At 54.9% G+C, this 24,344-nt stretch carries 19 protein-coding genes, 2 tRNA genes and 2 rRNA genes; 17 read left to right on the top strand and 6 right to left on the bottom strand.

Features of this window, described 5'->3' with window-relative positions; all coding sequences use genetic code 11:
• Positions 1–98 precede the first annotated feature (98 nt).
• The 4 genes from L350_RS10875 (at position 99) to dkgB (ending at position 4,286) form a co-directional block, all read left to right on the top strand.
• A 23S ribosomal RNA gene (locus L350_RS10875) occupies positions 99–3,003 on the top strand.
• A gap of 71 nt (positions 3,004–3,074) precedes the next feature.
• Positions 3,075–3,190, top strand: a 5S ribosomal RNA gene (gene rrf, locus L350_RS10880).
• Between the two features lie 55 nt (positions 3,191–3,245).
• Positions 3,246–3,322: transfer RNA gene (locus L350_RS10885), tRNA-Asp, on the top strand.
• A 160-nt stretch (positions 3,323–3,482) separates the two neighbouring features.
• On the top strand, positions 3,483–4,286 hold the full coding sequence (dkgB, locus tag L350_RS10890; protein ID WP_032624808.1) for a 2,5-didehydrogluconate reductase DkgB: 804 nt from the start codon (positions 3,483–3,485) through the stop codon (positions 4,284–4,286).
• Between the two features lie 30 nt (positions 4,287–4,316).
• Here dkgB and yafC read toward each other — a convergent pair whose 3' ends face one another.
• Complete coding sequence (gene yafC, locus L350_RS10895; RefSeq protein ID WP_022647124.1) at positions 4,317–5,222, bottom strand: DNA-binding transcriptional regulator YafC; 906 nt, start codon at positions 5,220–5,222, stop codon at positions 4,317–4,319.
• Between the two features lie 104 nt (positions 5,223–5,326).
• On the opposite strand from yafC, the gene L350_RS10900 reads away from it, so the two are divergent.
• The 3 genes from L350_RS10900 to L350_RS10910 all read left to right on the top strand — a co-directional run bounded on the left by L350_RS10900 (position 5,327) and on the right by L350_RS10910 (position 8,291).
• Complete coding sequence (locus L350_RS10900; protein WP_022647125.1) at positions 5,327–6,502, top strand: MFS transporter; 1,176 nt, start codon at positions 5,327–5,329, stop codon at positions 6,500–6,502.
• Positions 6,503–6,639: 137 nt separating this feature from the next.
• Positions 6,640–7,440 carry an endonuclease/exonuclease/phosphatase family protein gene (locus tag L350_RS10905; protein ID WP_032621812.1) on the top strand — a complete coding sequence of 267 codons (801 nt, stop codon included), beginning with the start codon at positions 6,640–6,642 and terminating at the stop codon, positions 7,438–7,440.
• 77 nt (positions 7,441–7,517) lie between these two features.
• A complete protein-coding gene (locus L350_RS10910) occupies positions 7,518–8,291 on the top strand; it encodes a class I SAM-dependent methyltransferase (RefSeq protein WP_023299379.1) in 774 nt (257 codons plus the stop codon).
• Positions 8,292–8,343: 52 nt separating this feature from the next.
• Here L350_RS10910 and mltD read toward each other — a convergent pair whose 3' ends face one another.
• Entirely contained in the window at positions 8,344–9,708 is a 1,365-nt protein-coding gene (mltD, locus tag L350_RS10915) for a murein transglycosylase D (RefSeq protein ID WP_022647128.1), read from the bottom strand.
• Positions 9,709–9,776: 68 nt separating this feature from the next.
• On the bottom strand, positions 9,777–10,535 hold the full coding sequence (gene gloB, locus L350_RS10920; RefSeq protein ID WP_032624806.1) for a hydroxyacylglutathione hydrolase: 759 nt from the start codon (positions 10,533–10,535) through the stop codon (positions 9,777–9,779).
• A 32-nt stretch (positions 10,536–10,567) separates the two neighbouring features.
• On the opposite strand from gloB, the gene L350_RS10925 reads away from it, so the two are divergent.
• Positions 10,568–11,284 carry a class I SAM-dependent methyltransferase gene (locus L350_RS10925; protein ID WP_032624804.1) on the top strand — a complete coding sequence of 239 codons (717 nt, stop codon included), beginning with the start codon at positions 10,568–10,570 and terminating at the stop codon, positions 11,282–11,284.
• Here L350_RS10925 and rnhA read toward each other — a convergent pair whose 3' ends face one another.
• Positions 11,285–11,863, bottom strand: coding sequence for a ribonuclease HI (rnhA, locus tag L350_RS10930; RefSeq protein ID WP_160840538.1), 579 nt, complete (start codon positions 11,861–11,863; stop codon positions 11,285–11,287). It abuts the gene before it with no gap.
• On the opposite strand from rnhA, the gene dnaQ reads away from it, so the two are divergent.
• The 9 genes from dnaQ to L350_RS10975 all read left to right on the top strand — a co-directional run bounded on the left by dnaQ (position 11,817) and on the right by L350_RS10975 (position 20,919).
• Positions 11,817–12,548, top strand: coding sequence for a DNA polymerase III subunit epsilon (gene dnaQ / locus L350_RS10935; protein WP_072201000.1), 732 nt, complete (start codon positions 11,817–11,819; stop codon positions 12,546–12,548). The two genes, rnhA and dnaQ, sit on opposite strands and share 47 nt — an antisense overlap.
• Before the next feature lie 132 nt (positions 12,549–12,680).
• Positions 12,681–12,757 (top strand) — tRNA-Asp (locus tag L350_RS10940).
• A gap of 387 nt (positions 12,758–13,144) precedes the next feature.
• The gene (locus tag L350_RS10945) at positions 13,145–13,864 is read left to right on the top strand and encodes a FadR/GntR family transcriptional regulator (RefSeq protein WP_022647132.1); all 720 of its coding nucleotides are present in this window, start codon (positions 13,145–13,147) and stop codon (positions 13,862–13,864) included.
• Complete coding sequence (locus tag L350_RS10950; RefSeq protein ID WP_032624803.1) at positions 13,861–14,874, top strand: ABC transporter ATP-binding protein; 1,014 nt, start codon at positions 13,861–13,863, stop codon at positions 14,872–14,874. Before L350_RS10945 ends, L350_RS10950 begins: the two co-directional genes overlap by 4 nt.
• Positions 14,871–15,953, top strand: coding sequence for an ABC transporter ATP-binding protein (locus L350_RS10955; RefSeq protein ID WP_032624802.1), 1,083 nt, complete (start codon positions 14,871–14,873; stop codon positions 15,951–15,953). The genes L350_RS10950 and L350_RS10955 overlap by 4 nt, the downstream gene beginning before the upstream one ends.
• 2 nt (positions 15,954–15,955) lie before the next feature.
• Entirely contained in the window at positions 15,956–17,470 is a 1,515-nt protein-coding gene (locus tag L350_RS10960; RefSeq protein WP_186004936.1) for an ABC transporter substrate-binding protein, read from the top strand.
• 18 nt (positions 17,471–17,488) lie between these two features.
• Positions 17,489–18,430: an ABC transporter permease gene (locus L350_RS10965; RefSeq protein WP_032624801.1), complete on the top strand. Its 942-nt coding sequence runs from the start codon at positions 17,489–17,491 to the stop codon at positions 18,428–18,430.
• A 2-nt stretch (positions 18,431–18,432) separates the two neighbouring features.
• Positions 18,433–19,308: an ABC transporter permease gene (locus L350_RS10970; RefSeq protein WP_032624799.1), complete on the top strand. Its 876-nt coding sequence runs from the start codon at positions 18,433–18,435 to the stop codon at positions 19,306–19,308.
• Positions 19,309–19,317: 9 nt separating this feature from the next.
• Entirely contained in the window at positions 19,318–20,919 is a 1,602-nt protein-coding gene (locus L350_RS10975; protein ID WP_032624798.1) for a gamma-glutamyltransferase family protein, read from the top strand.
• Between the two features lie 41 nt (positions 20,920–20,960).
• Here L350_RS10975 and L350_RS10980 read toward each other — a convergent pair whose 3' ends face one another.
• Together L350_RS10980 and fadE are read right to left on the bottom strand one after the other, a co-directional pair.
• Entirely contained in the window at positions 20,961–21,731 is a 771-nt protein-coding gene (locus tag L350_RS10980; RefSeq protein ID WP_023305484.1) for an amidohydrolase, read from the bottom strand.
• Between the two features lie 107 nt (positions 21,732–21,838).
• Positions 21,839–24,283: an acyl-CoA dehydrogenase FadE gene (gene fadE / locus L350_RS10985; RefSeq protein WP_032624797.1), complete on the bottom strand. Its 2,445-nt coding sequence runs from the start codon at positions 24,281–24,283 to the stop codon at positions 21,839–21,841.
• Positions 24,284–24,344 lie beyond the last annotated feature (61 nt).

The raw sequence follows: 24,344 nt of genomic DNA, 5'->3' as shown, positions 1-24,344 counted from the left end.
ATCTGGATCAAGCTGAAAATTGAAACGACACACAGCTCATGTGTGTTCGAGTCTCTCAAATTTTCGCAATCATGAAGTGAAACATCTTCGGGTTGTGAGGTTAAGCGACTAAGCGTACACGGTGGATGCCCTGGCAGTCAGAGGCGATGAAGGACGTGCTAATCTGCGAAAAGCGCCGGCGAGGTGATATGAACCTTTGACCCGGCGATGTCCGAATGGGGAAACCCAGTGCAATCCGTTGCACTATCGTTAACTGAATACATAGGTTAACGAGGCGAACCGGGGGAACTGAAACATCTAAGTACCCCGAGGAAAAGAAATCAACCGAGATTCCCCCAGTAGCGGCGAGCGAACGGGGAGCAGCCCGGAGTCTGAATCAGCTTGTGTGTTAGTGGAACGGTCTGGAAAGTCCGACGGTACAGGGTGATAGTCCCGTACACGAAAATGCACAGGTTGTGAACTCGAAGAGTAGGGCGGGACACGTGGTATCCTGTCTGAATATGGGGGGACCATCCTCCAAGGCTAAATACTCCTGACTGACCGATAGTGAACCAGTACCGTGAGGGAAAGGCGAAAAGAACCCCGGCGAGGGGAGTGAAAAAGAACCTGAAACCGTGTACGTACAAGCAGTGGGAGCCTCTTTATGGGGTGACTGCGTACCTTTTGTATAATGGGTCAGCGACTTATATTCTGTAGCAAGGTTAACCGTATAGGGGAGCCGAAGGGAAACCGAGTCTTAACTGGGCGTTAAGTTGCAGGGTATAGACCCGAAACCCGGTGATCTAGCCATGGGCAGGTTGAAGGTTGGGTAACACTAACTGGAGGACCGAACCGACTAATGTTGAAAAATTAGCGGATGACCTGTGGCTGGGGGTGAAAGGCCAATCAAACCGGGAGATAGCTGGTTCTCCCCGAAAGCTATTTAGGTAGCGCCTCGTGAACTCATCTTCGGGGGTAGAGCACTGTTTCGGCTAGGGGGCCATCCCGGCTTACCAACCCGATGCAAACTACGAATACCGAAGAATGTTATCACGGGAGACACACGGCGGGTGCTAACGTCCGTCGTGAAGAGGGAAACAACCCAGACCGCCAGCTAAGGTCCCAAAGTCATGGTTAAGTGGGAAACGATGTGGGAAGGCACAGACAGCCAGGATGTTGGCTTAGAAGCAGCCATCATTTAAAGAAAGCGTAATAGCTCACTGGTCGAGTCGGCCTGCGCGGAAGATGTAACGGGGCTAAACCATGCACCGAAGCTGCGGCAGCGACACTATGTGTTGTTGGGTAGGGGAGCGTTCTGTAAGCCGTTGAAGGTGTGCTGTGAGGCATGCTGGAGGTATCAGAAGTGCGAATGCTGACATAAGTAACGATAAAGCGGGTGAAAAGCCCGCTCGCCGGAAGACCAAGGGTTCCTGTCCAACGTTAATCGGGGCAGGGTGAGTCGACCCCTAAGGCGAGGCCGAAAGGCGTAGTCGATGGGAAACAGGTTAATATTCCTGTACTTGGTGTTACTGCGAAGGGGGGACGGAGAAGGCTATGTCAGCCGGGCGACGGTTGTCCCGGTTTAAGCATGTAGGCGGAGGTTCCAGGTAAATCCGGTACCTTATTAACGCTGAGGTGTGATGACGAGGCACTACGGTGCTGAAGTGATAAATGCCCTGCTTCCAGGAAAAGCCTCTAAGCATCAGGTAACACGAAATCGTACCCCAAACCGACACAGGTGGTCAGGTAGAGAATACCAAGGCGCTTGAGAGAACTCGGGTGAAGGAACTAGGCAAAATGGTGCCGTAACTTCGGGAGAAGGCACGCTGATATGTAGGTGAAGTCCCTGCGGACGGAGCTGAAATCAGTCGAAGATACCAGCTGGCTGCAACTGTTTATTAAAAACACAGCACTGTGCAAACACGAAAGTGGACGTATACGGTGTGACGCCTGCCCGGTGCCGGAAGGTTAATTGATGGGGTTAGCGGCAACGCGAAGCTCTTGATCGAAGCCCCGGTAAACGGCGGCCGTAACTATAACGGTCCTAAGGTAGCGAAATTCCTTGTCGGGTAAGTTCCGACCTGCACGAATGGCGTAATGATGGCCAGGCTGTCTCCACCCGAGACTCAGTGAAATTGAACTCGCTGTGAAGATGCAGTGTACCCGCGGCAAGACGGAAAGACCCCGTGAACCTTTACTATAGCTTGACACTGAACACTGGTCCTTGATGTGTAGGATAGGTGGGAGGCTTTGAAGCGTGGACGCCAGTCTGCGTGGAGCCAACCTTGAAATACCACCCTTTAATGGCTGGTGTTCTAACGTAGACCCGTGATCCGGGTTGCGGACAGTGTCTGGTGGGTAGTTTGACTGGGGCGGTCTCCTCCCAAAGAGTAACGGAGGAGCACGAAGGTTGGCTAATCCTGGTCGGACATCAGGAGGTTAGTGCAATGGCATAAGCCAGCTTGACTGCGAGCGTGACGGCGCGAGCAGGTGCGAAAGCAGGTCATAGTGATCCGGTGGTTCTGAATGGAAGGGCCATCGCTCAACGGATAAAAGGTACTCCGGGGATAACAGGCTGATACCGCCCAAGAGTTCATATCGACGGCGGTGTTTGGCACCTCGATGTCGGCTCATCACATCCTGGGGCTGAAGTAGGTCCCAAGGGTATGGCTGTTCGCCATTTAAAGTGGTACGCGAGCTGGGTTTAGAACGTCGTGAGACAGTTCGGTCCCTATCTGCCGTGGGCGCTGGAGAATTGAGGGGGGCTGCTCCTAGTACGAGAGGACCGGAGTGGACGCATCACTGGTGTTCGGGTTGTCATGCCAATGGCACTGCCCGGTAGCTAAATGCGGAAGAGATAAGTGCTGAAAGCATCTAAGCACGAAACTTGCCCCGAGATGAGTTCTCCCTGAGACCTTGAGTCTCCTGAAGGAACGTTGAAGACTACGACGTTGATAGGTCGGGTGTGTAAGCGCAGCGATGCGTTGAGCTAACCGATACTAATGAACCGTGAGGCTTAACCTTACAACGCCGAAGCTGTTTCGGCGAAGAGAGACAGACACGATTTTCAGCCTGATACAGATTAACAGAATTTGCCTGGCGGCTTTAGCGCGGTGGTCCCACCTGACCCCATGCCGAACTCAGAAGTGAAACGCCGTAGCGCCGATGGTAGTGTGGGGTCTCCCCATGTGAGAGTAGGGAACTGCCAGGCATCAAATTAAGTAGTAAGCCGGTGCATTAATCCGGTGGTTACAGAAGTATTCGGTGGAGCGGTAGTTCAGTCGGTTAGAATACCTGCCTGTCACGCAGGGGGTCGCGGGTTCGAGTCCCGTCCGTTCCGCCACTTATTAAAAGCCCTGAGCTAACGCTCAGGGCTTTTTTCTTTTCTGTCGTTTAACTATTGCGAAATTAGCAAAAATCCTCTGCGTTTTACGATCTTTTTCGACATAACAACCACAGCGATAATCCTCCTCAGTTTACGAACATAACGATTGAGGAATGATATGACTATCCCTGCACTGGGTCTGGGCACTTTTCGCCTGAAGGACGACGTTGTTATCGCATCTGTTAAAACCGCACTCGAGTTGGGCTATCGCGCTATTGATACGGCGCAGATTTATGACAACGAAGCTGCCGTAGGTCAGGCTATCGAGGAGAGCGGCGTACCGCGCCATGAGCTTTTCATCACCACCAAAATCTGGATTGAGAACCTCAGCAAAGACAAACTGATCCCAAGCCTGAAGGAAAGTCTGAAAAAGCTGCGTACTGACTATGTTGATCTGACGCTGATCCACTGGCCATCACCTGGCGATGCCGTCTCCGTAGAAGAGTTCATGCAGGCGCTGCTGGAAGCAAAAGAGCAGGGCTTGACGCGTGAAATTGGTATCTCGAATTTCACTATCCCATTGATGGAAAAAGCCATTGCCGCAGTGGGTAAAGAGAATATTGCTACTAACCAGATTGAACTCTCTCCTTACCTGCAAAACCGCAAAGTTGTGGACTGGGCGAAACAGCATGGCATTCACATCACCTCGTACATGACGCTGGCATATGGTAAGGCCCTGAAAGATGAAGTGATTGCACGCATCGCTGAAAAACACAATGCAACAGCTGCACAGGTGATCCTGGCATGGGCGATAGGTGAAGGATATGCCGTGATCCCGTCTTCAACCAAACGTGAAAACCTGGCAAGTAACCTGTTAGCATGGGATCTCCAGCTCGATGATGAAGATAAAAAAGCGTTCGCTGCACTGGAATGCAACGATCGTCTGGTCAGTCCCGAAGGGTTAGCACCTAACTGGGATTAGTAAAAACCCTCCCTCTGTGCCTTTAAACCCTCATACAGCTCCTCCGGGAGCTGTTTTTATATGCTCACTAAGGAAGTCGATAAATGCGCGTATGCGCGTACTTACCGCTCTGTCACTGTAATACACCGCGCTAAAAGGCATCTCTACAGGTAAGCGTTTGTCAGCCATTAGCTCAACTAGCTGGCCCGCGGCTATTTCCTTATCAATCATATAGTCTGATAAACAGGCGATCCCGTTTCCTTCAAGACATAGCTGTTTCAGCGTTTCCCCGCTATTAGACGAAAGTCCGCAGGTGATCTCATGAAGTTGTCCGTCATGACAGGCCACGGGCCAGGTGTTCAGCGAGACAGGTTCCGTAAAGCCCAGGCACAGGTGCTGCTTCAGCTCCTCAACGGTCTCAGGTTTGCCATGCTCTGCAATATATTGCGGTGACGCGATAATTTTGCGGTAGCTGGTGAACAGAGGGCGAGCGCGTAAACTTGAATCCGTCAGGGTTCCCGCGCGGATCGCCACATCAACTTTACGCTCAATCAGGTTAATAAACGTCTCAGAAGAGACCAGAGACAGGGTCATCTCCGGGTAGCGTTCGCGAAAGGGTTTAATCAACGGCATCAGGAAATGCAGCACGACCGGCGTCGCCGCATCTATGCGCAGCAGCCCACGCGGCGTGCTGCGTGATTCCATGATTTCCGTTTCTGCTGCCGCCATCTCCTGCAAAACGGACTGCACGCGTCGAAAATAACGTTCACCTTCTTCCGTCAGGCTGAGCTGCCGCGTTGTTCTGTTGAGCAGACTCACCCCGAGCTTCATCTCCAGCTTTTTCACCGAGCGGCTGATGGCGGAGTTCGCCTGCCCGAGCTGTTCGGCAGCACGGCTGAAGCTGCCGCTTTCAACAACGGCAACGAAGACAGTCAGTTCTTCCGATGTGGCTTTCATTATTGCATCACCTGCAAAATTCTATTGAGATTCTAACCATTTTTGTTATTTAAACACTGGCGCATACTGCCTGTCATCTTAATCCTGAAGAGACGGAGTATTTTATGCCACTGGCGCTTCTTGCCCTGACGATCAGTGCCTTCGCAATTGGCACGACCGAATTTGTTATTGTAGGACTTGTTCCTACCATTGCTGAACAACTAGCTATCTCGCTGCCTTCTGCCGGGCTGCTGGTATCTATTTACGCGTTAGGCGTCGCTGTTGGGGCGCCTGTGCTGACCGCACTGACTGGACGCTTTCCACGTAAACAACTGTTAGTTGCCCTGATGGTGCTCTTCACCGCTGGCAATATTCTGGCGTGGCAGTCACCGGATTACTCCACGCTGGTCATTGCCCGCCTGCTGACAGGCCTCGCGCACGGTGTCTTCTTCTCCATCGGTTCCACGATTGCAACCAGCCTGGTGCCAAAAGAGAAAGCGGCGTCAGCCATTGCGATTATGTTTGGTGGCTTAACCGTCGCGCTGGTCACCGGCGTGCCGTTAGGAACGTTTATCGGACAACATTTTGGCTGGCGTGAAACCTTCCTAGCGGTATCGCTGTTGGGCGTGATTGCTCTGGTAGCCAGCCTGCTGCTGGTGCCCTCCAGTATTCCGGGACGCGCGAGCGCCAGCCTGAGCGATCAGGTTAAAGTTCTGACACACCCGCGCCTGCTGCTGATCTATGCCGTTACGGCCCTGGGTTATGGAGGTGTGTTCACTGCGTTCACCTTCCTTGCACCGATGATGCAGGAACTGGCTGGTTTTTCTCCGGGCGCGGTGAGCTGGATTTTACTGGGCTACGGTATCTCCGTCGCAATCGGCAATATCTGGGGCGGCAAGCTTGCGGATAAGCATGGTGCGGTACCGGCGCTGAAATTCATCTTCGCCGCCCTGGTTGCCCTGCTGATGATTTTCCAGTTCACCGCATCGATGCAATACGCCGCGCTGGTAACGGTGTTGGTTATGGGGATATTCGCTTTTGGTAATGTGCCGGGATTGCAGGTATATGTTGTGCAGAAAGCCGAACGTTATACGCCTAATGCGGTGGATGTCGCATCTGGGCTGAATATCGCCGCATTTAATATCGGTATCGCACTCGGTTCGGTTATCGGTGGGCAGGTGGTTGAACATGTTGGATTAACCCAAACGCCATGGATTGGTGCGGTAATTGTGCTTATCGCTTTCCTCCTTATTGGTCTCAGTGGACGGCTTGATAAACCCGCTCGCGTCGCACTTGGATAAGTATCAGTAAGTGCTTGCTTACAAAACTGGAAAGCGGTTTCTCAGTAATTGCGTTGAAAGTGTGACCTAAAATCCCTATAACATTAGAACCAGTCCGTTTTCCGGGCTGGTTCATGTTACAGAGGCCGTTTCCAAAAGTGCGAAAAAATACCTATGCCATGCGTTATGTTGCCGGAATGCCTGCGGAGAGGATCTTGCCTCCGGGGTCGTTTGCGAGCCTTAGCCAGGCATTACCAGCGGGCACTCCATTAAGCAGTGACGAAAAAATTCGCGTACTGGTGTGGAACATCTTTAAGCAACAGCGTGCGGAGTGGTTATCCGTACTTCAAAATTTTGGTAAAGATGCGCATCTGGTTCTGTTACAGGAGGCGCAAACCACGCCTGAACTGGTCAGGTTTGCAACGACGAACTATCTTGCAGCCGATCAGGTGCCTGCCTTTGTTCTGCCACAGCATCCTTCCGGGGTGATGACCCTTTCAGCCGCACATCCGGTCTATTGCTGCCCGCTGCGTGAACGTGAGCCGATCCTGCGTCTGGCAAAATCAGCGCTGGTCACGGTCTATCCGTTGCCCGACACCCGTCTGCTGATGGTGGTAAACATTCATGCGGTGAACTTCAGCCTGGGTGTTGATGTGTACAGTAAGCAGTTACTTCCCATCGGCGATCAGATTGCTCATCACAGTGGGCCGATCATTATGGCCGGGGACTTCAATGCCTGGAGCCGTCCGCGTATGAACGCGTTGTACCGCTTCGCGCGTGAAATGTCGCTGCGTGAAGTTCGTTTTAACGATGACCAGCGCAAGAAAGCGTTTGGTCGTCCTCTCGATTTTGTCTTCTATCGGGGTTTAAGCGTGCACGACGCCTCCGTTCTGGTGACGCGCGCCTCCGATCATAATCCTCTACTAGTCGAATTCAGTCCCGGCAAACCTGATAAATAATGGTGCGTCAGGTCTGCCGTGGGGCAGGCCTGTGCGGGTGCTGCCCTTTATTTTTTAACCCATAAAAGGACAGCAACATGACAACAACACACTCCCATCATGACAACGTCGAAAAACAGTTTGGTTCTCAGGCAAGTGCCTACCTGAGCAGTGCCGTACATGCCTCTGGCCGCGATCTGGTACGTCTCGGCGAACGGCTCGCCGCGTTTCCTGACGCGCACGTGCTGGACTTAGGCTGCGGAGCGGGGCACGCCAGTTTTACCGCCGCACAGCAGGTTGCTCAGGTGACGGCGTATGACTTATCGAGCCAGATGCTGGATGTGGTTGCTGAAGCGGCGAAAGCGAAAGGGCTGAATAACGTCACGACGCGCCAGGGCTACGCTGAATCTTTACCCTTTGAGGATGCATCCTTTGAGGCTGTGATTAGCCGTTACTCTGCACACCACTGGCATGATGTGGGGCAGGCATTACGGGAAGTGAAACGCGTACTCAAACCGGGCGGAATATTCATCATCATGGACGTGATGTCTCCCGGGCATCCGGTACGGAATATCTGGCTCCAGACGGTTGAAGCGCTGCGTGATACCTCGCACGTGCAAAACTACTCCAGTGGAGAGTGGCTTACGTTTATCACCGAAGCTGGCTTGATTTCACGCTCATTGATAACCGACCGTTTGTCGCTGGAGTTCACGTCATGGATTGCACGGATGCGCACACCGGAGGCATTAACTCAGGCGATCCGATTGTATCAGGAGAGTGCCTCTGCTGACGTCAAGGCGTACTTTGAATTGCATGACGATGGTTCGTTTACCAGCGACACCATTATGGCTGAAGCGCAAAAAGCGGGATAAACAAAAAAGGCACCGAGGGGAATCGGTGCCTTTTTAATAAGCGATCGTACTATCAGGAATCTGGCGTAGCGCTGTTTTTCACAAACAACGTCAGCTGGTCGCCAGGTTGCAGGTTGTCAGTATCGTTGTTCCAGCGCATCACATCTTTGATGTTTACGCCGTGACGCTTAGCAATACTGGACAGCGAGTCGCCTTTACGTACGCGATAGGTAATGCTATCGCTGTTTTTAGCGAGACGCTGTGCGCTGCTACCTGCACCTACGGTCAGCGTTTGACCCACTTTCAGACCGGATCCGCGCAGATTATTCCACTGCTGGAGATCTTTCGTATTCACGCCAAGACGTGATGCAATACCTGAAAGCGTATCACCTGAACGCACCTTATAGCTGCGGCTGCTTACAGGCGACGTATCAGCAATCAGCGTAGACTGAACGGCTGCAATTTCACCCGAAGCTAAAGACTCACGTAACTGCTCCGCGTGTTTCTGCGGAACCATCACATAGCGCGGGCCGCTTGCACCCAGCGTGGAGCCTTTAACACCTGCATTAAAGGTTTTAAGCTTACTTACCGACATACCCGTCATATCGGCAACCTGTTGAATATCAACAGGGCTGCTGAGGCGGACACGCGCCAGTGCACGACTTTCGTCTGGTGTTGGCAGTTGTACACCGTAACGTTTGCTGTTCTTGAGAATGTCACTCAATGCCAGCATTTTCGGTACGTAAATCTTTGTTTCCTGTGGCAGTGAGAGCGACCAGAAGTCTGTGGATTTTCCACGCGCTTTATTCGCTTTCATTGCCTTCAGTACACGACCTTCACCACTGTTATACGCCGCGACAGTCAATAACCAGTCGCCGTCAAACATCTTGTTCAGACGTTGCATCATGTCGAGAGCGGCTGTCGTTGAAGCGACAACATCACGACGCGCATCGTAGTTGCGGGTCTGCTTTAAACCATAATTTCGCCCTGTGCTCGGAATGATCTGCCAGATGCCTGCTGCATTGGCGCCAGACGTCGCGTGCGGGTCAAAAGCGCTCTCCACTATGGGTAGTAGTACCAGTTCCATAGGCATGTTACGTTTCTTAACTTGCCCTGCTATCCAGTACATATACGGCTCTGCCCGTAATGTTACATCGTGGAGATAGCTCTTATTTCTCAAATACTTCTGTTTCTGTTCGCGAATCCGGCTGTTTTCCGGAATTCCCATCTTTAGCTCGTCGCCAATAGAGGCCCACAAGTCTTGTTCCTGCGCGAAGGATGTCCCATCGTCCAACCATCGCGCCTGACTCGTAAACTTCCCTGCTTCCCCTTGACCAGCCGCAGAAAGGCTCTGTGCGTGCTGTTGTACGTTGCTGCCGTTTTGTGACTGGCAACCTACAAGCAGGACAGAGGCGAGTAATATCGCTTTTGCCTTCATGTGTGTGTCAATAGTTGCTTAAAAGACGAGCGATGATAACGGCGAAATTTTGAAAAGGCAACCCGCAATTATCTGAAGTTATCTTTCTTTGACCTTAACCATGCAAATCGCGCTTCAGGTTGTAACAAATTTGTTTCTTGATTAATTTTATTAATTAAATCAACGTCATTCGTTCTTAAAAATAAATTTATTTGTCGCTCATTTTTCAGAATTACGGGGAGTGTTTTTTGGTTTTTTGCACGTAACTCCTTCACTTTCTGGTAATAATCCTGAATCGCCCGATCCTCTGGTAGTACGCTTGCAGCAAACTTCATATTCACTAATGTATACTCATGTGCGCAACAAATTACGGTGTCGGCTGGCAGCGCATTAATTTTTTGTAAAGATTGATACATCTGTTCTGGCGTGCCTTCAAACAGCCTTCCACAGCCGCCGGAAAACAGCGTGTCGCCACAAAAAAGATAAGGTTTGCTGTAGAAACAGAGATGACCGGAAGTGTGACCTGGCGTAGCAAATACGGAAAACTCGCACCCGAGGATGAAGATACTTTCGCCTTCTTCGATAACTTGCGTCGTACCCTTATCCTGTGTCTCTGCTGGTCCGTAGACGGGAATATGGGGATAGCGCGCAAGGAGATCGGGAACACCGCCGACATGATCGTGATGGTGATGGGTAAGGAGGATCGCTTCAGGCTGCCAGTCGTTTTCTTCTATCGCGTGCAGGATCGGTACGGATTCGCCGGGATCAACAATGATGCATCTGCGATCGTCATCGACTAAAACCCAGATGTAATTGTCCTGAAAGGCGGAAATACTGATAAGATTCATGCATTACCTCTTATAGCGTGGCGGGTGTTTTGATGAAACCGGCAAGGATACCTCAGACTGTCGCACCACCGGAACGTTGGGCAGAGTTGCCCTGGGGTGAATATTATCGCGAGGCCTTAGAACTTCAGCTTAAACCCTGGCTCGCGAAAATGTATGGTTTTCACCTGCTTAAGATTGGCAATCTGAGCGCAGAAATCAATACCGAAAGCTGCGCTATCTCGCATCAGGTTAGCGTATCGCTTAATGGCTCCCCGGTTCAGGTGAAGGCTGATCCGCTGCATTTGCCTTTTGCGGAAAAATCCATTGATGCCTGTCTGCTCGCCCATGCGCTGCCCTGGTGTAGCGATCCCCATCGTCTGCTGCGGGAAGCCGACCGCGTGTTGATTGACGACGGCTGGCTGATCCTGAGCGGTTTTAATCCGCTGAGTCTGATGGGGCTGCGCAAGCTAACGCCCGTGCTGCGCCGCACGCCGCCGTATAACAGCCGGATGTTTACTATGATGCGCCAGCTGGACTGGCTTTCACTGTTAAATTTCGAAGTGCTGAGCTACGGGGGTTTTCAGGTCATCCCCTGGACGCGTAAAGGCGGGGTCTTATTAAGTACCCATTTACCCGCGCTGGGCTGCATGCAATTTATTGTCGCGCGTAAGAGGACGATCCCACTTACGCTCAACCCAATGAAGCAAAGCAAATCAAAAACGCGGATCCGCCAGACCGTGGGTGCCACGCGGCAGTACAAAAAACCGTGATCAGGATTCAGGTTGATAACCTGCATCCTCATGGGTTGGGTTTGATGCCGCCGCGCGAGCCAGCTCGTCACAGCGTTCGTTTTCAGGGTGACCGGCGTGCCCCTTTACCCACTCCCATTTGATTTCGTGCTGACCGAGGGCGGCATCAAGACGCTTCCAGAGATCGACATTCTTGACGGGTTTTTTCTCTGCCGTTTTCCAGCCGCGCTTTTTCCAGTTGTGGATCCATTGGGTAATGCCCTGGCGAACATACTGGCTGTCGGTACTCAGCACCACGTCACAATGTTCTTTTAAGGCTTCCAGCGCCACGATGGCCGCCATCAACTCCATGCGGTTGTTGGTGGTCAGGAAATAGCCTTCACTAAATGTTTTTTCATGCTGGCGATAGCGCATAATGGCGCCATAGCCGCCGGGCCCTGGGTTACCGAGACAAGATCCATCGGTGAAAATTTCTACCTGTTTACGCATCTCTGGTAGACTTCCTGTATTTGAAACGTTCAGTAAAACGATAAGTCTGACATAAATGACCGCTATGAGCACTGCAATTACTCGCCAGATTGTTCTTGATACCGAAACCACCGGTATGAACCAGATTGGCGCCCACTACGAAGGGCACAAAATCATTGAGATTGGTGCCGTTGAAGTGGTGAACCGTCGTCTTACGGGCAACAACTTCCACGTTTACCTCAAACCCGATCGGCTGGTGGATCCGGAAGCGTTCGGCGTTCACGGGATTGCCGATGAGTTTTTGCTGGATAAGCCCACCTTCGCCGATGTCGCGGATGAATTTCTCGACTACATCAGAGGTGCAGAACTTGTCATTCATAACGCGTCGTTCGATATCGGCTTTATGGACTATGAGTTCAGCAAGCTCAACCGCGATATTCCAAAGACCAATACGTTCTGTAAAGTCACGGATAGCCTGGCGCTGGCAAGGAAGATGTTCCCCGGCAAGCGTAACAGCCTTGATGCCCTGTGCTCTCGCTATGAGATAGACAACACCAAGCGAACCCTGCACGGCGCATTGCTCGATGCCCAGATCCTGGCCGATGTTTACCTGACCATGACCGGCGGGCAAACGTCGATAAAATTCAGTATGGAAAATGAATCCCAGCAGACGCGGGACGAAGGCGGTATTCAGCGGGTCGTGCGTCAGGCGAATCGCCTGCGGGTTGTTTTAGCCAGTGATGAAGAGCTGATGAACCACGAATCTCGCCTCGATTTAGTTCAGAAGAAGGGCGGAAGCTGTCTGTGGCGTGGGTGAAAAAAGGCGGAAACGTTTGTTAAATCACCGTTTGGGTGATTTTTGCAGCAAACGATTCAAAACCTGAGAAAAAGCGTTGACGAGTTACGAGGCAAACCGTAATATTCGCCTCGTTCCCCAAACGGGAACAGTGGAGCGGTAGTTCAGTCGGTTAGAATACCTGCCTGTCACGCAGGGGGTCGCGGGTTCGAGTCCCGTCCGTTCCGCCACTATTCAGAAAGCCTGAATCAGAAATGATTCAGGCTTTCGTCGTTTTATACCCCCTAAAAACTCACCTATTCTCATTCTATTTTCATTAACAAAAATTTAATAAACAAAGTGCAATTTATTAACAAATGCACATTATTGGTGCGTAATTCGCACTGTTATTGTGCATTATGTCTCCATCTCACCTTCTGCCCTCATGTTGATATGTAATAATTATGTAAAAATAATTCATAAGAAATCATTTAGTTACCTGTCATTCTTTAGAAAACTCATGAACCAATGCGTTATTGGTTCGCTTATTGCTTAATCATTAGCACGATAAGTAGTTCGTCATATCAATAACTTATCGTTAATGAAAATAAAGTCATGATGAAAGCGAGCGAACCAATATGGAAAAACCTTCACGGGTTTTAGCAAATTCCAGCACCGCGCTTGACCAGTTGCGCGGGCTTATCAACCAGCACGAGTCAACACCAGGCACTCCGCTGCCCACTGAACGTGAGCTATCGGAAACACTCGGCGTAGGACGACGCGAAGTGCGTCGCGCGCTGGACGTGCTGGAAGAAGAAGGGCGGATCTGGCGCAAGCAGGGCAAAGGTACCTTCATTGGTCCGGCTGCCCCTGTTGAGCCGTTGGCGCTTCAGGGATTGGTTCAGCAAACCAACCTGCTGGAAGTCATGGAAGCTCGACTACAGCTCGAACCCGGCTTAGCCCGACTTGCGGCACTGCGTGCCACCAGGGAAAACCTCGCGCTCATGCAGCGCATGCTGGAACGCATTGACAAGGTCAGCCCGGATGACCGCGATCTTAACGAACTGTGGGATAGCGCCTTTCACCGCGCCATTGCGGAAGCAGCCGGCAACCGCCTGATGCTAGGGCTTTTCGATGCGATAGATGCCGTCCGCCGGGAGCCCGGCTGGCAGTATTTACGCGAGCTTGCCCGCACCCCCGAACGTGTCGACAACTACAACGACCACCATCACAAAATCATGTCAGCGATTATTCATCGCCAGCCTAATGAAGCTGCGGCCGCCATGCGCGAACACCTGCTCAGCCTGCAAACCGCCCTGATTCAGGCTATCCACCTTGAGGACGATTCCACGCTATGACGACGATACCCTTTAAGGATTCCACTCCCGTACTGCGGCTGCAAAACCTCAACGTTAAATTCGCGGGCTCGCCGGTGAGTGTGCTCGAAGATATCTCGCTGATGGTAAGGGCGGGCGAAACGCTGGCGCTGGTGGGCGAGTCCGGCTGTGGTAAAAGCATCACTTCCCTGGCGCTGATGGGGTTATTGCCTGCCAGCGCCCGGATCGTCAGCGGGGAGATGCACTTCCGCCGCCACGATCTGCGCAAGCTCTCGCCGCGCGAGTATGCCAATCTGCGCGGCAGCGAGCTGGCGATGATATTCCAAGAGCCCATGACCTCGCTCAACCCGGTTTTCACGCTTGGCGATCAGCTCAGTGAAGCGGTGATGCGCCATCAAACGATCTCCCGGGCTGAGGCGATGACGGTTGCGCTACAGATCCTGGAGAAGGTGCAGATCCCGGCCGCAGAGATGCGCCTTAAGGCTTACCCGCATCAGCTTTCCGGGGGGATGCGCCAGCGCGTGATGATTGCGATGGCGCTGATAAACCATCCCAAATTACTGATCGCTGACGAACCCACTACCGCTCTGGACGTGACCATTCAGGCGCAAATTCTCGCTCTGCTCAATACCTTAAAAGAAGAAACGGGCACGGCGGTGCTGATGATCACCCACGATTTAGGCGTGGTGGCCGAAGTGGCGCAGCAGGTGGCGGTGATGTATGCCGGCCAGGTAGTAGAGCAGGGAAGCGTCGAGGCGATATTTGCCGACCCGCAGCACCCGTACACAATTGGCCTGATGGGCTCGATCCCCTCCCTTGGCGTACGCAAGGGCCAGCTTTCCACCATTCCCGGATCGGTCCCGCTGCCGGAATCTATGCCTCAGGGCTGCCGCTTCGCCACCCGGTGTCCCTTCGCGCAGACGCGCTGTCATGCTGAAAAACCACCGCTCACTATGCTCGGCACGGGTCATCAGGTTGCCTGCTTCCGCGTGCCGCTGGAACAACACATTGCCCTGGGAGAAATTGCATGACCACGCCCATTCTTGAAGCCCGGGATCTGAGCAAGCTTTTCCCCGGCCCGAAAAAACTGTTTACGCCGGCCCGCTTTGTCACGGCTGTTGACCGCGTTTCACTGTCGGTGCTGCCAGGCGAAACGCTGGCTATTGTCGGCGAATCAGGTTCCGGGAAATCCACCCTCGGCCGTCTGCTGCTGCGCCTGCTGGGCGCCAGCGAAGGGCGCGTATTTTATCAGGGTGAGGAGATCACCCACGCCTCAGGCGCACGTCTGAACCAGCTCCGGCGTGAGCTACAGATCATCTTTCAGGATCCCTTCGCCTCGCTGAACCCGCGCATGACGGTAGAACAGATTGTCGGTGAGCCGCTGTGGCTGCACCAGAACATGAAAAAAGCGGATCGCCAGTACCAGGTCGCCGAGCTGCTCAGGACGGTCGGCTTGCCCGCGGCCTGGGCCGGACGTTATCCGCACGAATTTTCCGGCGGGCAGCGTCAGCGTATCGGCATTGCGCGCGCGCTGGCGTCAGGTCCAAAGCTGCTGCTGGGCGATGAACCGGTTTCCGCACTGGATGTTTCCGTCCAGGCACAGGTGGTCAATTTACTGGAAAGCCTGAAGCACCAGTTGGGGCTAACGATGGTGATCGTCGCCCACGGTCTGGCGGTTATCCGTCATATGAGCGACCGCGTGGCGGTGATGTATCTTGGGCAAATCGTCGAGCTGGCCACCGTCGACGATATCTTCGACGCGCCGCTGCATCCTTATACTCAGGCGTTAATCGCCTCAGCACCGCAAATGCAGCCAGGCGTAGCGCGGGATGCGCCGCTGTTGCAGGGGGATTTACCGAACCCGGCTAATCCGCCCTCCGGCTGCCGTTTCCACACCCGTTGCCCCTACGTTACCGATGAATGCCGCCAGGTCGAGCCGATTAATCAGTTCATCGACGGCGGGCGTCAGGTCGCCTGCCACCGCTGGCAGGAGATTAACCGCGATCGCAGCGTTATCCAGATCGCACCGCCATCCGCCGCATTTTTGCGCCGCCGCGCGCTGTTTGAACACGCGGCTACTCACTCCTCCCTTCCTTCAAGGAACTCATGATAATGACAATGCGTAATTCTCTTTTGACCGTACTGGGAAGTGTTATGTTGCTTGGTGCGGCGCTGCCCGCCCATTCTGAAAGCGTGCTGCGAATCGGCCTGGGTGCAGATCCGGACATGCTGGACCCGCATCTGGCGCGTACCTATTATGGCCGCTTCGTCTTTGCCTCCCTGTGTGACCGGCTGGTGGACGTGGACGAGCACCTCAAGGTGGTGCCGGGACTGGCGAAATCCTGGGCGTGGAGCGATGACGGCAAAACGCTGACCCTGGATCTCCGTGAAGGCGTGGCCTTCCACGACGGTGAAAAATTCGATGCCGCCGCCGCGAAATACAACCTCGACCGGGCCCTGACGCTAAAAGGCTCTCTGCGTAAAAGTGAACTCTCTTCCGTTGAGTCGGTGGAGGTCACCGGCCCGATGCAGATAGCCCTGCACCTGAAAACGCCGGATGCCGCACTTCTGATGCAGCTCACCGATCGCGCAGGCGCAATGATGGCGCCGGAAGCCGCGAAAAAAGCCGATTTTGCCGCCCATCCGGTCTGTTCCGGCCCCTATAAATTCGACAGCCGCGTGTCGCAGGACCGCATTGTGCTGACCCGCTTCGACAACTACTGGAACAAAGACGCCTACCACTTCGATAAAATTATCTATCTGCCGATCCCGGATGCCTCCGTGCGCCTGGCGAACCTGCGCGCGGGCGATCTCGACCTGACCGAAGGCATTGCCGCCAGCGACGTCAAAACCGTCGAAGCCGACAGCAAGCTGGCGCTGGCGAAGGTGACGGGCCTCGGATACCAGGGCATCACCTTCAATATTAACAATGGCAAAGTCCCGGCGAACGATCCCTTCAAAGATGCCCGCGTGCGTGAAGCATTTTCCCAGGCCATCGATCGCGATGCTTTAAACCAGGTAGTGTTCGAAGGGCTTTACACTCCGGCAAACCAGGCGTTTTCGCCGGTAAGCCCGTATCACGTCAATCTTCCGGTTCCCCCGCGTGACGTCGACAAAGCCAAAGCGCTGCTGAAAGCCGCAGGCGTCACCGCGCCGCTGACCGTCAATCTACTGGTGCCGAACAACCCAACCTCGCAGCAGGTGGGCCAGGTATTGCAGGCGATGGTGGCAGAGGCGGGCTTTAACCTGAACCTGCAAATGACCGAGTTCGCCACGCTGCTGGATCGCCAGCAGAGCGGTGACTACCAGTTGAGCTTCTCCGGCTGGTCGGGTCGCCCGGATCCAGATGGCAGCATCTACGGCTTTATCAACAGCAAAGGCACCCTCAACGACGGCCACTACAGCAATGCTCAGGTGGATGAATGGCTAACGCAGGCGCGTCAGAGCACCGATCAGGCCGCCCGCCAGCCGCTGTATGACAAGGTTGTGAAGCAGCTTCAGACCGATATGCCGATTGCATACCTTTACTTCGAACCGCGCATTTTTGGCCTGAACAAGCGCGTGCAGGGCTTTAAAGCGTACCCGGACGGCATTGTGCGTCTGGCTGGCTTAACGCTGGCGAAATAAACCTCCTGAGGAGAACCCATGCTGGAACTGATTTGCAAACGTCTGCTGCTGGCTATACCCACTCTGCTGCTGGTGAGCATTATGGTGTTCGGCCTGCAAAAGCTGCTGCCTGGCGATCCGCTGATTGCCATGGCCGGGGAGGAACGCAATCCGGCGGTGATCGCCCAGCTGCGTGCTGAGCTGAATCTGGACGCGCCGATCCCCGTGCAGTATTTCAACTGGCTGACGCGGGCGCTGCAAGGCGATCTGGGTGTCTCCTTACGCACTCATGAGCCGGTCACGCAACTGATTGCCAGCAAGCTGCCGGTCACGCTGGAACTGTCGCTGCTGGCGATGATTATCGCGCTGGTGTTTGGTATCAGCATGGGGATCCTCGCGGCGGTGAACAAAAACAGCTGGGTCGATCACGGGGCGAACTTTGTGGCGATCTCGGGGATCTCAATACCGCACTTCTGGCTGGGGATCCTGCTGATTCTGGTCTTTTCAGTAAACCTGCAATGGTTGCCTGCGTCCGGTTATGTGCCGTTCAGTGAAGATCCGATCCAGAACCTGCGGACATTGCTGCTGCCCGCGTCCGTGCTCGGAACCGGCCTGGCGGCGACGCTGATGCGCCATACCCGCGCGTCGATGATTGCGGTGCTGAAAGCGGATTACATCCGCACCGCGCGCGCTAAGGGGCTGCTGCCGAAAGCGGTGATCCTGAAGCACGCCTTTCGCAATGCGCTGGTGCCGGTGATCACCCTCACCACGTTGCTGTTCGGCGAGCTGCTGGGCGGGGCGGTGCTGACCGAGCAGGTGTTCACCATTCCGGGCTTCGGCAAAATGATCGTCGACTCGGTGTTCAACCGCGACTACGCGGTGGTGCAGGGCGTAGTGCTGATCGTGGCGATCGGTTTCCTGATGCTCAACCTGCTGGCTGACGTGCTCTACGTCCTTATCAACCCGAAAATGCGAGGTTAATCATGGCGGAACTGACGACGCAAACCGTGGCGCCCGCGCTGCCGCGCGCGCAAAACCGGGTGCTGAAAAAATTCCTCGCCAATAAAAGTGCGGTGATTGGCGCGATTGTGGTGGGCTTTTTTGTGCTGGTGGCGCTGCTGGCGCCGTGGATCGCGCCATTTAACCCGGTCAAAGCTAACTTCCTCGCGGTGCGCAAAGCGCCATCGGCGATGTACTGGTTCGGCACCGACGAGCTGGGGCGCGATATCTTGTCCCGCATTATCTGGGGGGCGAGAACCTCGCTGATGGCGGGCTGTATGTCGGTGGCGATCGCGGTTGTCATCGGCGTGCCGCTGGGGCTGGTGGCGGGTTATTTCCAGAAGATGTGGGACGGGGTGATCTCCCGCTTTATTGAGGCACTGCTGGCCTGTCCATTCCTGATCATGGCGATCGCGCTGGGGGCATTCTTAGGCCCAAGCCTGACGAATGCCATGATCGCTATTGGACTCTCGGCAATGCCGATCTTCGCCCGCCTGACGCGCGGCCAGGTGATCGCCATTCGCAACGAAGAGTACATCGACGGCGCGCGGGCGATTGGCCTGCCGGACCGCTGGATCATCATTAAATACGTTCTGCCCAACGTGATGTCACCTATCCTGGTGCAGGCCACGCTGGCCATTGCCTCGGCGATTATCGCCGAAGCCAGCCTTTCGTTTTTAGGGTTAGGCCAACAGCCGCCGAACCCATCCTGGGGCTCCATGCTCAACACCGCAAAAGGGTTTCTCGAACAGGCGCCGTGGATGTCGGTTTTCCCCGGCGTGGCGATTTTCCTTGCCGTTCAGGGCTTTAATTTACTCGGCGACGGGCTGCGCGATGCGCTCGATCCGCGCCACGACTAAGGAGTCATGATGACCAAAGCGCTCGATTTTACAACCGGTTACGATTCACGACGCCCGCCGATGATGGGCCATAACGCCGTTGCCACCTCGCAGCCGCTGGCGGCACAGGCGGGAATGAAGATGCTACAGCTGGGCGGAAATGCCGTTGATGCGGCGATTGCAACCGCCATGGCGCTGACCGTTGTCGAGCCGACCGGCAACGGCATCGGCAGCGATGCTTTTGCCATTGTCTGGGACGGTGAAAAACTTCACGGTCTGAATGCGTCCGGTCGTTCGCCAGCCAGCTGGCATGCGGATCTGTTTGCCGGAAAAACCGCCGTACCGGAAATCGGCTGGGACGCGGTGACCGTGCCGGGTGCGGTGTCGGGCTGGGTGGCGCTGGCTGAACGTTTTGGCACGCTGCCGCTGACCACGCTCGCGCAGCCAGCCATTGATTACGCGCGTAACGGTTTCCCGGTCTCGCCGCTGATCGGCCATCTCTGGCAGCGCGGCTACAACAAGCTGAAAGATCAGCCCGGGTTTAGTGCCTGCTTTGCGCCGGAAGGCCGCGCGCCGCGCGTGGGGGAGATCTTCCGTAACCCGGCGCAGGCGAACTCACTGGAGCTGATCGCCAAAACCAACGGCGACGCGTTTTACCGTGGCGAACTGGCGCAGAAAATTGCCGCCTTCGCCAAAGCACATGGTGCACACCTGACCGAAGCAGACCTGGCGAATCACCGTGTGGACTGGGTGGAACTGCTATCGCGCGACTTCGCGGGCGGTTCGGTGCAGGAATTGCCGCCAAACGGTCAGGGGATCGCCACCCTGATTGCGCTCGGCATTCTGGAGCAGTGCGGCATCGAGAAACATCACCCGGATTCCGTGCAGGGGCTGCACCTCTCTATAGAGGCAATGAAGCTGGCGCTGGCGGATCTCGATCGCTACGTTGCGGATGAAGAGCATATGGAGTTTGCCGCCAAAGCGCTGCTGAGCGACCATTATCTGAAGTCGCGCGCCGCGCTTATCAACCACGATAAAGCCTCTGATTTTGTGTACGGATCGCCGACGCAGAGTGGGACGGTTTACCTCAGCGCAGCGGATTCCAGCGGGATGATGATCTCCTTTATTCAGTCTAATTTTATGGGCTTCGGTTCAGGGATCGTGGTGCCGGATACGGGGATCAGCCTGCAAAACCGCGGCTGCGGCTTTGTACTCGATCCCAAACACCCGAACGCGCTGGCGGGCAGCAAGCGTCCTTTCCACACCATCATTCCGGGCTTTGCGATGGACGGTAACGGCAAACCGCTGATGTCCTTCGGCGTGATGGGCGGCCCGATGCAGGCGCAGGGGCACATGCAGATGGCGCTTCGCATTATGCTGCACGGGCAAAACCCGCAAGCGGCGATTGACGCCCCGCGCTGGCGCGTGGTGCAGGGCAGGGAAGTGGTTGTTGAATCGACCTTCGATCGCAATACCATCGCGGCGCTGCGCGAGCGCGGACACCAGATCGTGGTGGAAGATCCGCTTCAGGATTACAATTTTGGCGGCGCGCAGGTGATTTACCGTATGCCGGAAGGGCACTACGTGGCTGCGACGGAGAGCCGCAAAGACGGGCAGGCGTTGGTGAGTTGATTTGTAGGCCGGGTAAGGCGCAGCCGCCACCCGGCTTTTTCTTATCCAATGCTAAATGGATCTGCATCCTGCCAGGCCGGAAACTTCTCCCGATACTCCTTTAACGCCGTTAACGAGATCTCAGCGTCAATTCGTGTCGCCTGATGCGGCTCGGCGGTGGCAATAATCTCACCCTGCGGACTGATCACCCGGCTGTCACCGCGATAGTGATGCCCGTTGCCGTCCGTTCCTACGCGGTTACAGCCAACGACATAAGCCTGATTTTCAATCGCGCGCGCGGTCAATAAAGCCTGCCAGTGCAGGGAGCGTGGGGCGGGCCAGTTGGCGACGTACAACGCCAGGTCATAATCGTTGCGGTTGCGCGACCACACCGGGAAGCGCAGGTCATAGCAGACCAGCGGCAGAATACGCCAGCCGCGCCATTCAAATACCACGCGTTCGTTTCCGGCTTCATAATGTTGATGTTCATCCGCCATGCGGAACAGATGGCGCTTATCGTAGAAATGGACGTTTCCTTCCGGCTCGACCAGCAGGAAGCGATTGACCGGTCCGCGCCCGGTCTGGAGCGCGACGCTGCCGGCAATCAGCGCGTTTGTTTCCTGCGCCCTGGCGTGCATCCAGGCCACCACCTCGTCCTGCGGCATGGACTGTTTTGCTGCCTCCATCGCGAAACCTGTGGTGAACATCTCCGGCAGGACAATCACATCGCGTCCGGTAATCTCTTCCAGCTGGCGATCAAAATGGCGAAGGTTGGCGGGGCCGTCCATCCACACTAAAGGTTGCTGCAAAACAGAAATCTTTAAACCAGGCACGATACAGGCTCCTTAATAAACACTTTTTGACACTGTAGCACGTCATTACCAGAAAATGTGGCAATAAAAAACCCCGCGCGGGGCGGGGTTTGTGAGAGCAAAATACCTTATGCCGCTTCAGGTTTGCGGTGCTTCTCTGGCAGCTTTACCGGCTGAGTCGCCAGCTCTTCTGGTTCGAAATCATCCACGTTAATACTGCGCAGACGGCTCTCTTCGGCTTTCACCAGAATCGCAGCTTCGCTGTTGTCGATGATGCCACCCGCCAGCGCCTGTTTTGCCAGCTCATCCAGTCGTGTAAACGGCAGGTTTTTGCCCAGCTGTTTGCAGATCTTCTGGTGAATCGGGTCGGCGGCCATCACATCAAGCAGCGCTTCTTCCAGCAAACCTACCGGGTTATGCGGGGTAGGTTCCAGGTATTGACCACGGCCAATACGGGAACGGGTTGCGCTTGGTACCTGGAGGATCTTCGCCACTTTATGATCCAGCTTGTCAGACGGTGCCAGATGGTGACGACCGGTCGGGAAGATCACCGCGCGCAGGGCGCCCGCCACGAAGCGGTTCGGGAAGTTTGCCAGCAGGTCGTCAATCGCCTGTTCCGCCTGATACATCGCATCCTGCACGCCCCAGTGCACCAGCGGCAGATCCGCTTCCTGACGGCCTTCATCGTCGTAGCGTTTCAGCACCGCAGAGGCCAGGAAGATCTGGCTCAGCACATCACCCAGACGGGCGGAGATGCGTTCGCGACGCTTCAGACTTCCGCCCAGAACGGCCATGGAGACGTCAGACAGCAGCGCCAGGTTAGCGCTCAGACGGTTCAGGTGTTGGTAGTAACGTTTGGTTGCATCGCGGGTCGGCGTCGCGCTGGTCAGCCCCCGCGTCAGGCCGAGCCAGAAGCTGCGAACTTCATTGCTGCCAACGTGACCGATATGTTTGAACAGCAGCTTGTCGAAGGCATCCACGTCGTTATTCTGCGCGGCGGCCATCTCTTCCAGCACGTACGGATGGCAACGAATCGCACCCTGGCCGAAGATCATCATGCTGCGGGTCAGGATGTTTGCCCCTTCCACGGTGATGGCAATCGGTGCGCCCTGATAGCCGCGCGCCAGGAAGTTGCCTTCGCCAAGCATAATGCCTTTACCGCCTGCGATATCCATTGCATCAATAATTGACTGCTGTGCACGGTGGGTACAGTGGTACTTCACAATTGCCGACAGCACGGCGGGTTTCTCGCCCAGCATAATACCGTAGGTAATCAGCGAGGCTGCGGCGTCCATCACGTAGGCATTGCCCGCAATACGCGCCAGCGGCTCTTCGATACCTTCCATCTTGCCGATGGAGATTTTGAACTGACGGCGGATATGCGCGTAAGCCCCAATCCCCATCGCCACCGATTTCAGACCGCCGGTAGAGTTCGACGGCAGGGTAATGCCGCGGCCCACCGACAGACATTCCACCAGCATACGCCAGCCCTGACCGGCCATTTTCGGTCCACCGATGATGTAGTCAATCGGCACAAAGATATCCTGACCGCGAGTCGGGCCGTTCTGGAACGGTACGTTCAGCGGGAAATGACGACGACCAATTTCAATCCCCGGGGTCGAGGTTGGGATCAGCGCACAGGTAATGCCCAGATCTTCATCACCGCCCAGCAGTTTTTCCGGGTCAGAAAGTTTGAACGCCAGACCGAGTACGGTGGCGATAGGCGCCAGGGTGATATAACGTTTGTTCCAGGTCAGGCGCATGCCCAGCACCTGTTCGCCCTGCCATTCGCCCATGCAGACCACGCCAGTATCCGGGATCGCACCGGCATCAGAACCGGCTTCCGGGCTGGTCAGCGCGAAGCACGGAATTTCCTGACCATGCGCCAGACGCGGCAGATAGTGATCTTTCTGCTCTTCCGTACCGTAATGCTGTAACAGCTCGCCCGGGCCTAAGGAGTTTGGCACGCCAACGGTGATCGCCAGGATCCCGGAAACACCCGCCAGTTTTTGCAGGACGCGAGCCTGAGCGTAAGCGGAGAATTCCAGACCGCCGTACTCTTTCTTAATGATCATCGCGAAGAAGCGATGCTCTTTCAGATATGCCCACAGCTCAGGCGGCAGGTCGGCCATTTCGTGAGTGATGGCAAAATCGTTCGCCATGCGGCAGGCTTCTTCCACCGGGCCGTCAATAAAGGCTTGTTCTTCGGCGGTCAGACGCGGCTGCGGGTAGTTGTGCAGCTTTTTCCAGTCCGGGTTGCCCTGGAACAGATCGCCTTCCCACCAGGTCGTGCCCGCATCAATCGCCTCTTTCTCCGTGCGCGACATCGGCGGCATCACTTTACGGAATCCCTTGAACACCGGCGCAGAGATCATCGACTTACGCATCGGCGTCAGGTTAAACGGCAGCAAAATGATTGCCAGGGGAACAAGTACCCAGATATTCCACAGGCCAGCGACGCCAAGTGCAGCCGTCCAGGCCAGAAGAATCAGGCTACTCAGGAATAAACTGACACGGTGATAGAACAACACCCCGAGCAGCACAACGGTTGCGAAAATGCTCAAAATCATCATAAAGAAAAGCTCCCTTGCTTGTAGGAGGTCTGACCACTTGTGATGATATGGTTGTAGTTGA

The organism is Enterobacter sp. MGH 4 (assembly GCF_000534735.1).
Taxonomy (GTDB): domain Bacteria; phylum Pseudomonadota; class Gammaproteobacteria; order Enterobacterales; family Enterobacteriaceae; genus Enterobacter; species Enterobacter intestinihominis.
The sequence above is the reverse complement of the archived record's forward strand: the minus strand, read 5'-3'. Positions and strand labels throughout refer to the sequence as shown.

Coding starts and splice junctions, on each gene's coding strand:
- fadE (WP_032624797.1), bottom strand. CDS start 24,283: ATGATGATTTTGAGCATTTTCGCAACCGTTGTGCTGCTCGGGGTGTTG.
- dkgB (WP_032624808.1), top strand. CDS start 3,483: ATGACTATCCCTGCACTGGGTCTGGGCACTTTTCGCCTGAAGGACGAC.
- dnaQ (WP_072201000.1), top strand. CDS start 11,817: ATGAGCACTGCAATTACTCGCCAGATTGTTCTTGATACCGAAACCACC.
- gloB (WP_032624806.1), bottom strand. CDS start 10,535: ATGAATCTTATCAGTATTTCCGCCTTTCAGGACAATTACATCTGGGTT.
- L350_RS10925 (WP_032624804.1), top strand. CDS start 10,568: ATGAAACCGGCAAGGATACCTCAGACTGTCGCACCACCGGAACGTTGG.
- L350_RS10975 (WP_032624798.1), top strand. CDS start 19,318: ATGACCAAAGCGCTCGATTTTACAACCGGTTACGATTCACGACGCCCG.
- L350_RS10950 (WP_032624803.1), top strand. CDS start 13,861: ATGACGACGATACCCTTTAAGGATTCCACTCCCGTACTGCGGCTGCAA.
- L350_RS10910 (WP_023299379.1), top strand. CDS start 7,518: ATGACAACAACACACTCCCATCATGACAACGTCGAAAAACAGTTTGGT.
- mltD (WP_022647128.1), bottom strand. CDS start 9,708: ATGAAGGCAAAAGCGATATTACTCGCCTCTGTCCTGCTTGTAGGTTGC.
- L350_RS10955 (WP_032624802.1), top strand. CDS start 14,871: ATGACCACGCCCATTCTTGAAGCCCGGGATCTGAGCAAGCTTTTCCCC.
- L350_RS10960 (WP_186004936.1), top strand. CDS start 15,956: ATGACAATGCGTAATTCTCTTTTGACCGTACTGGGAAGTGTTATGTTG.
- L350_RS10970 (WP_032624799.1), top strand. CDS start 18,433: ATGGCGGAACTGACGACGCAAACCGTGGCGCCCGCGCTGCCGCGCGCG.
- L350_RS10945 (WP_022647132.1), top strand. CDS start 13,145: ATGGAAAAACCTTCACGGGTTTTAGCAAATTCCAGCACCGCGCTTGAC.
- L350_RS10965 (WP_032624801.1), top strand. CDS start 17,489: ATGCTGGAACTGATTTGCAAACGTCTGCTGCTGGCTATACCCACTCTG.
- yafC (WP_022647124.1), bottom strand. CDS start 5,222: ATGAAAGCCACATCGGAAGAACTGACTGTCTTCGTTGCCGTTGTTGAA.
- L350_RS10900 (WP_022647125.1), top strand. CDS start 5,327: ATGCCACTGGCGCTTCTTGCCCTGACGATCAGTGCCTTCGCAATTGGC.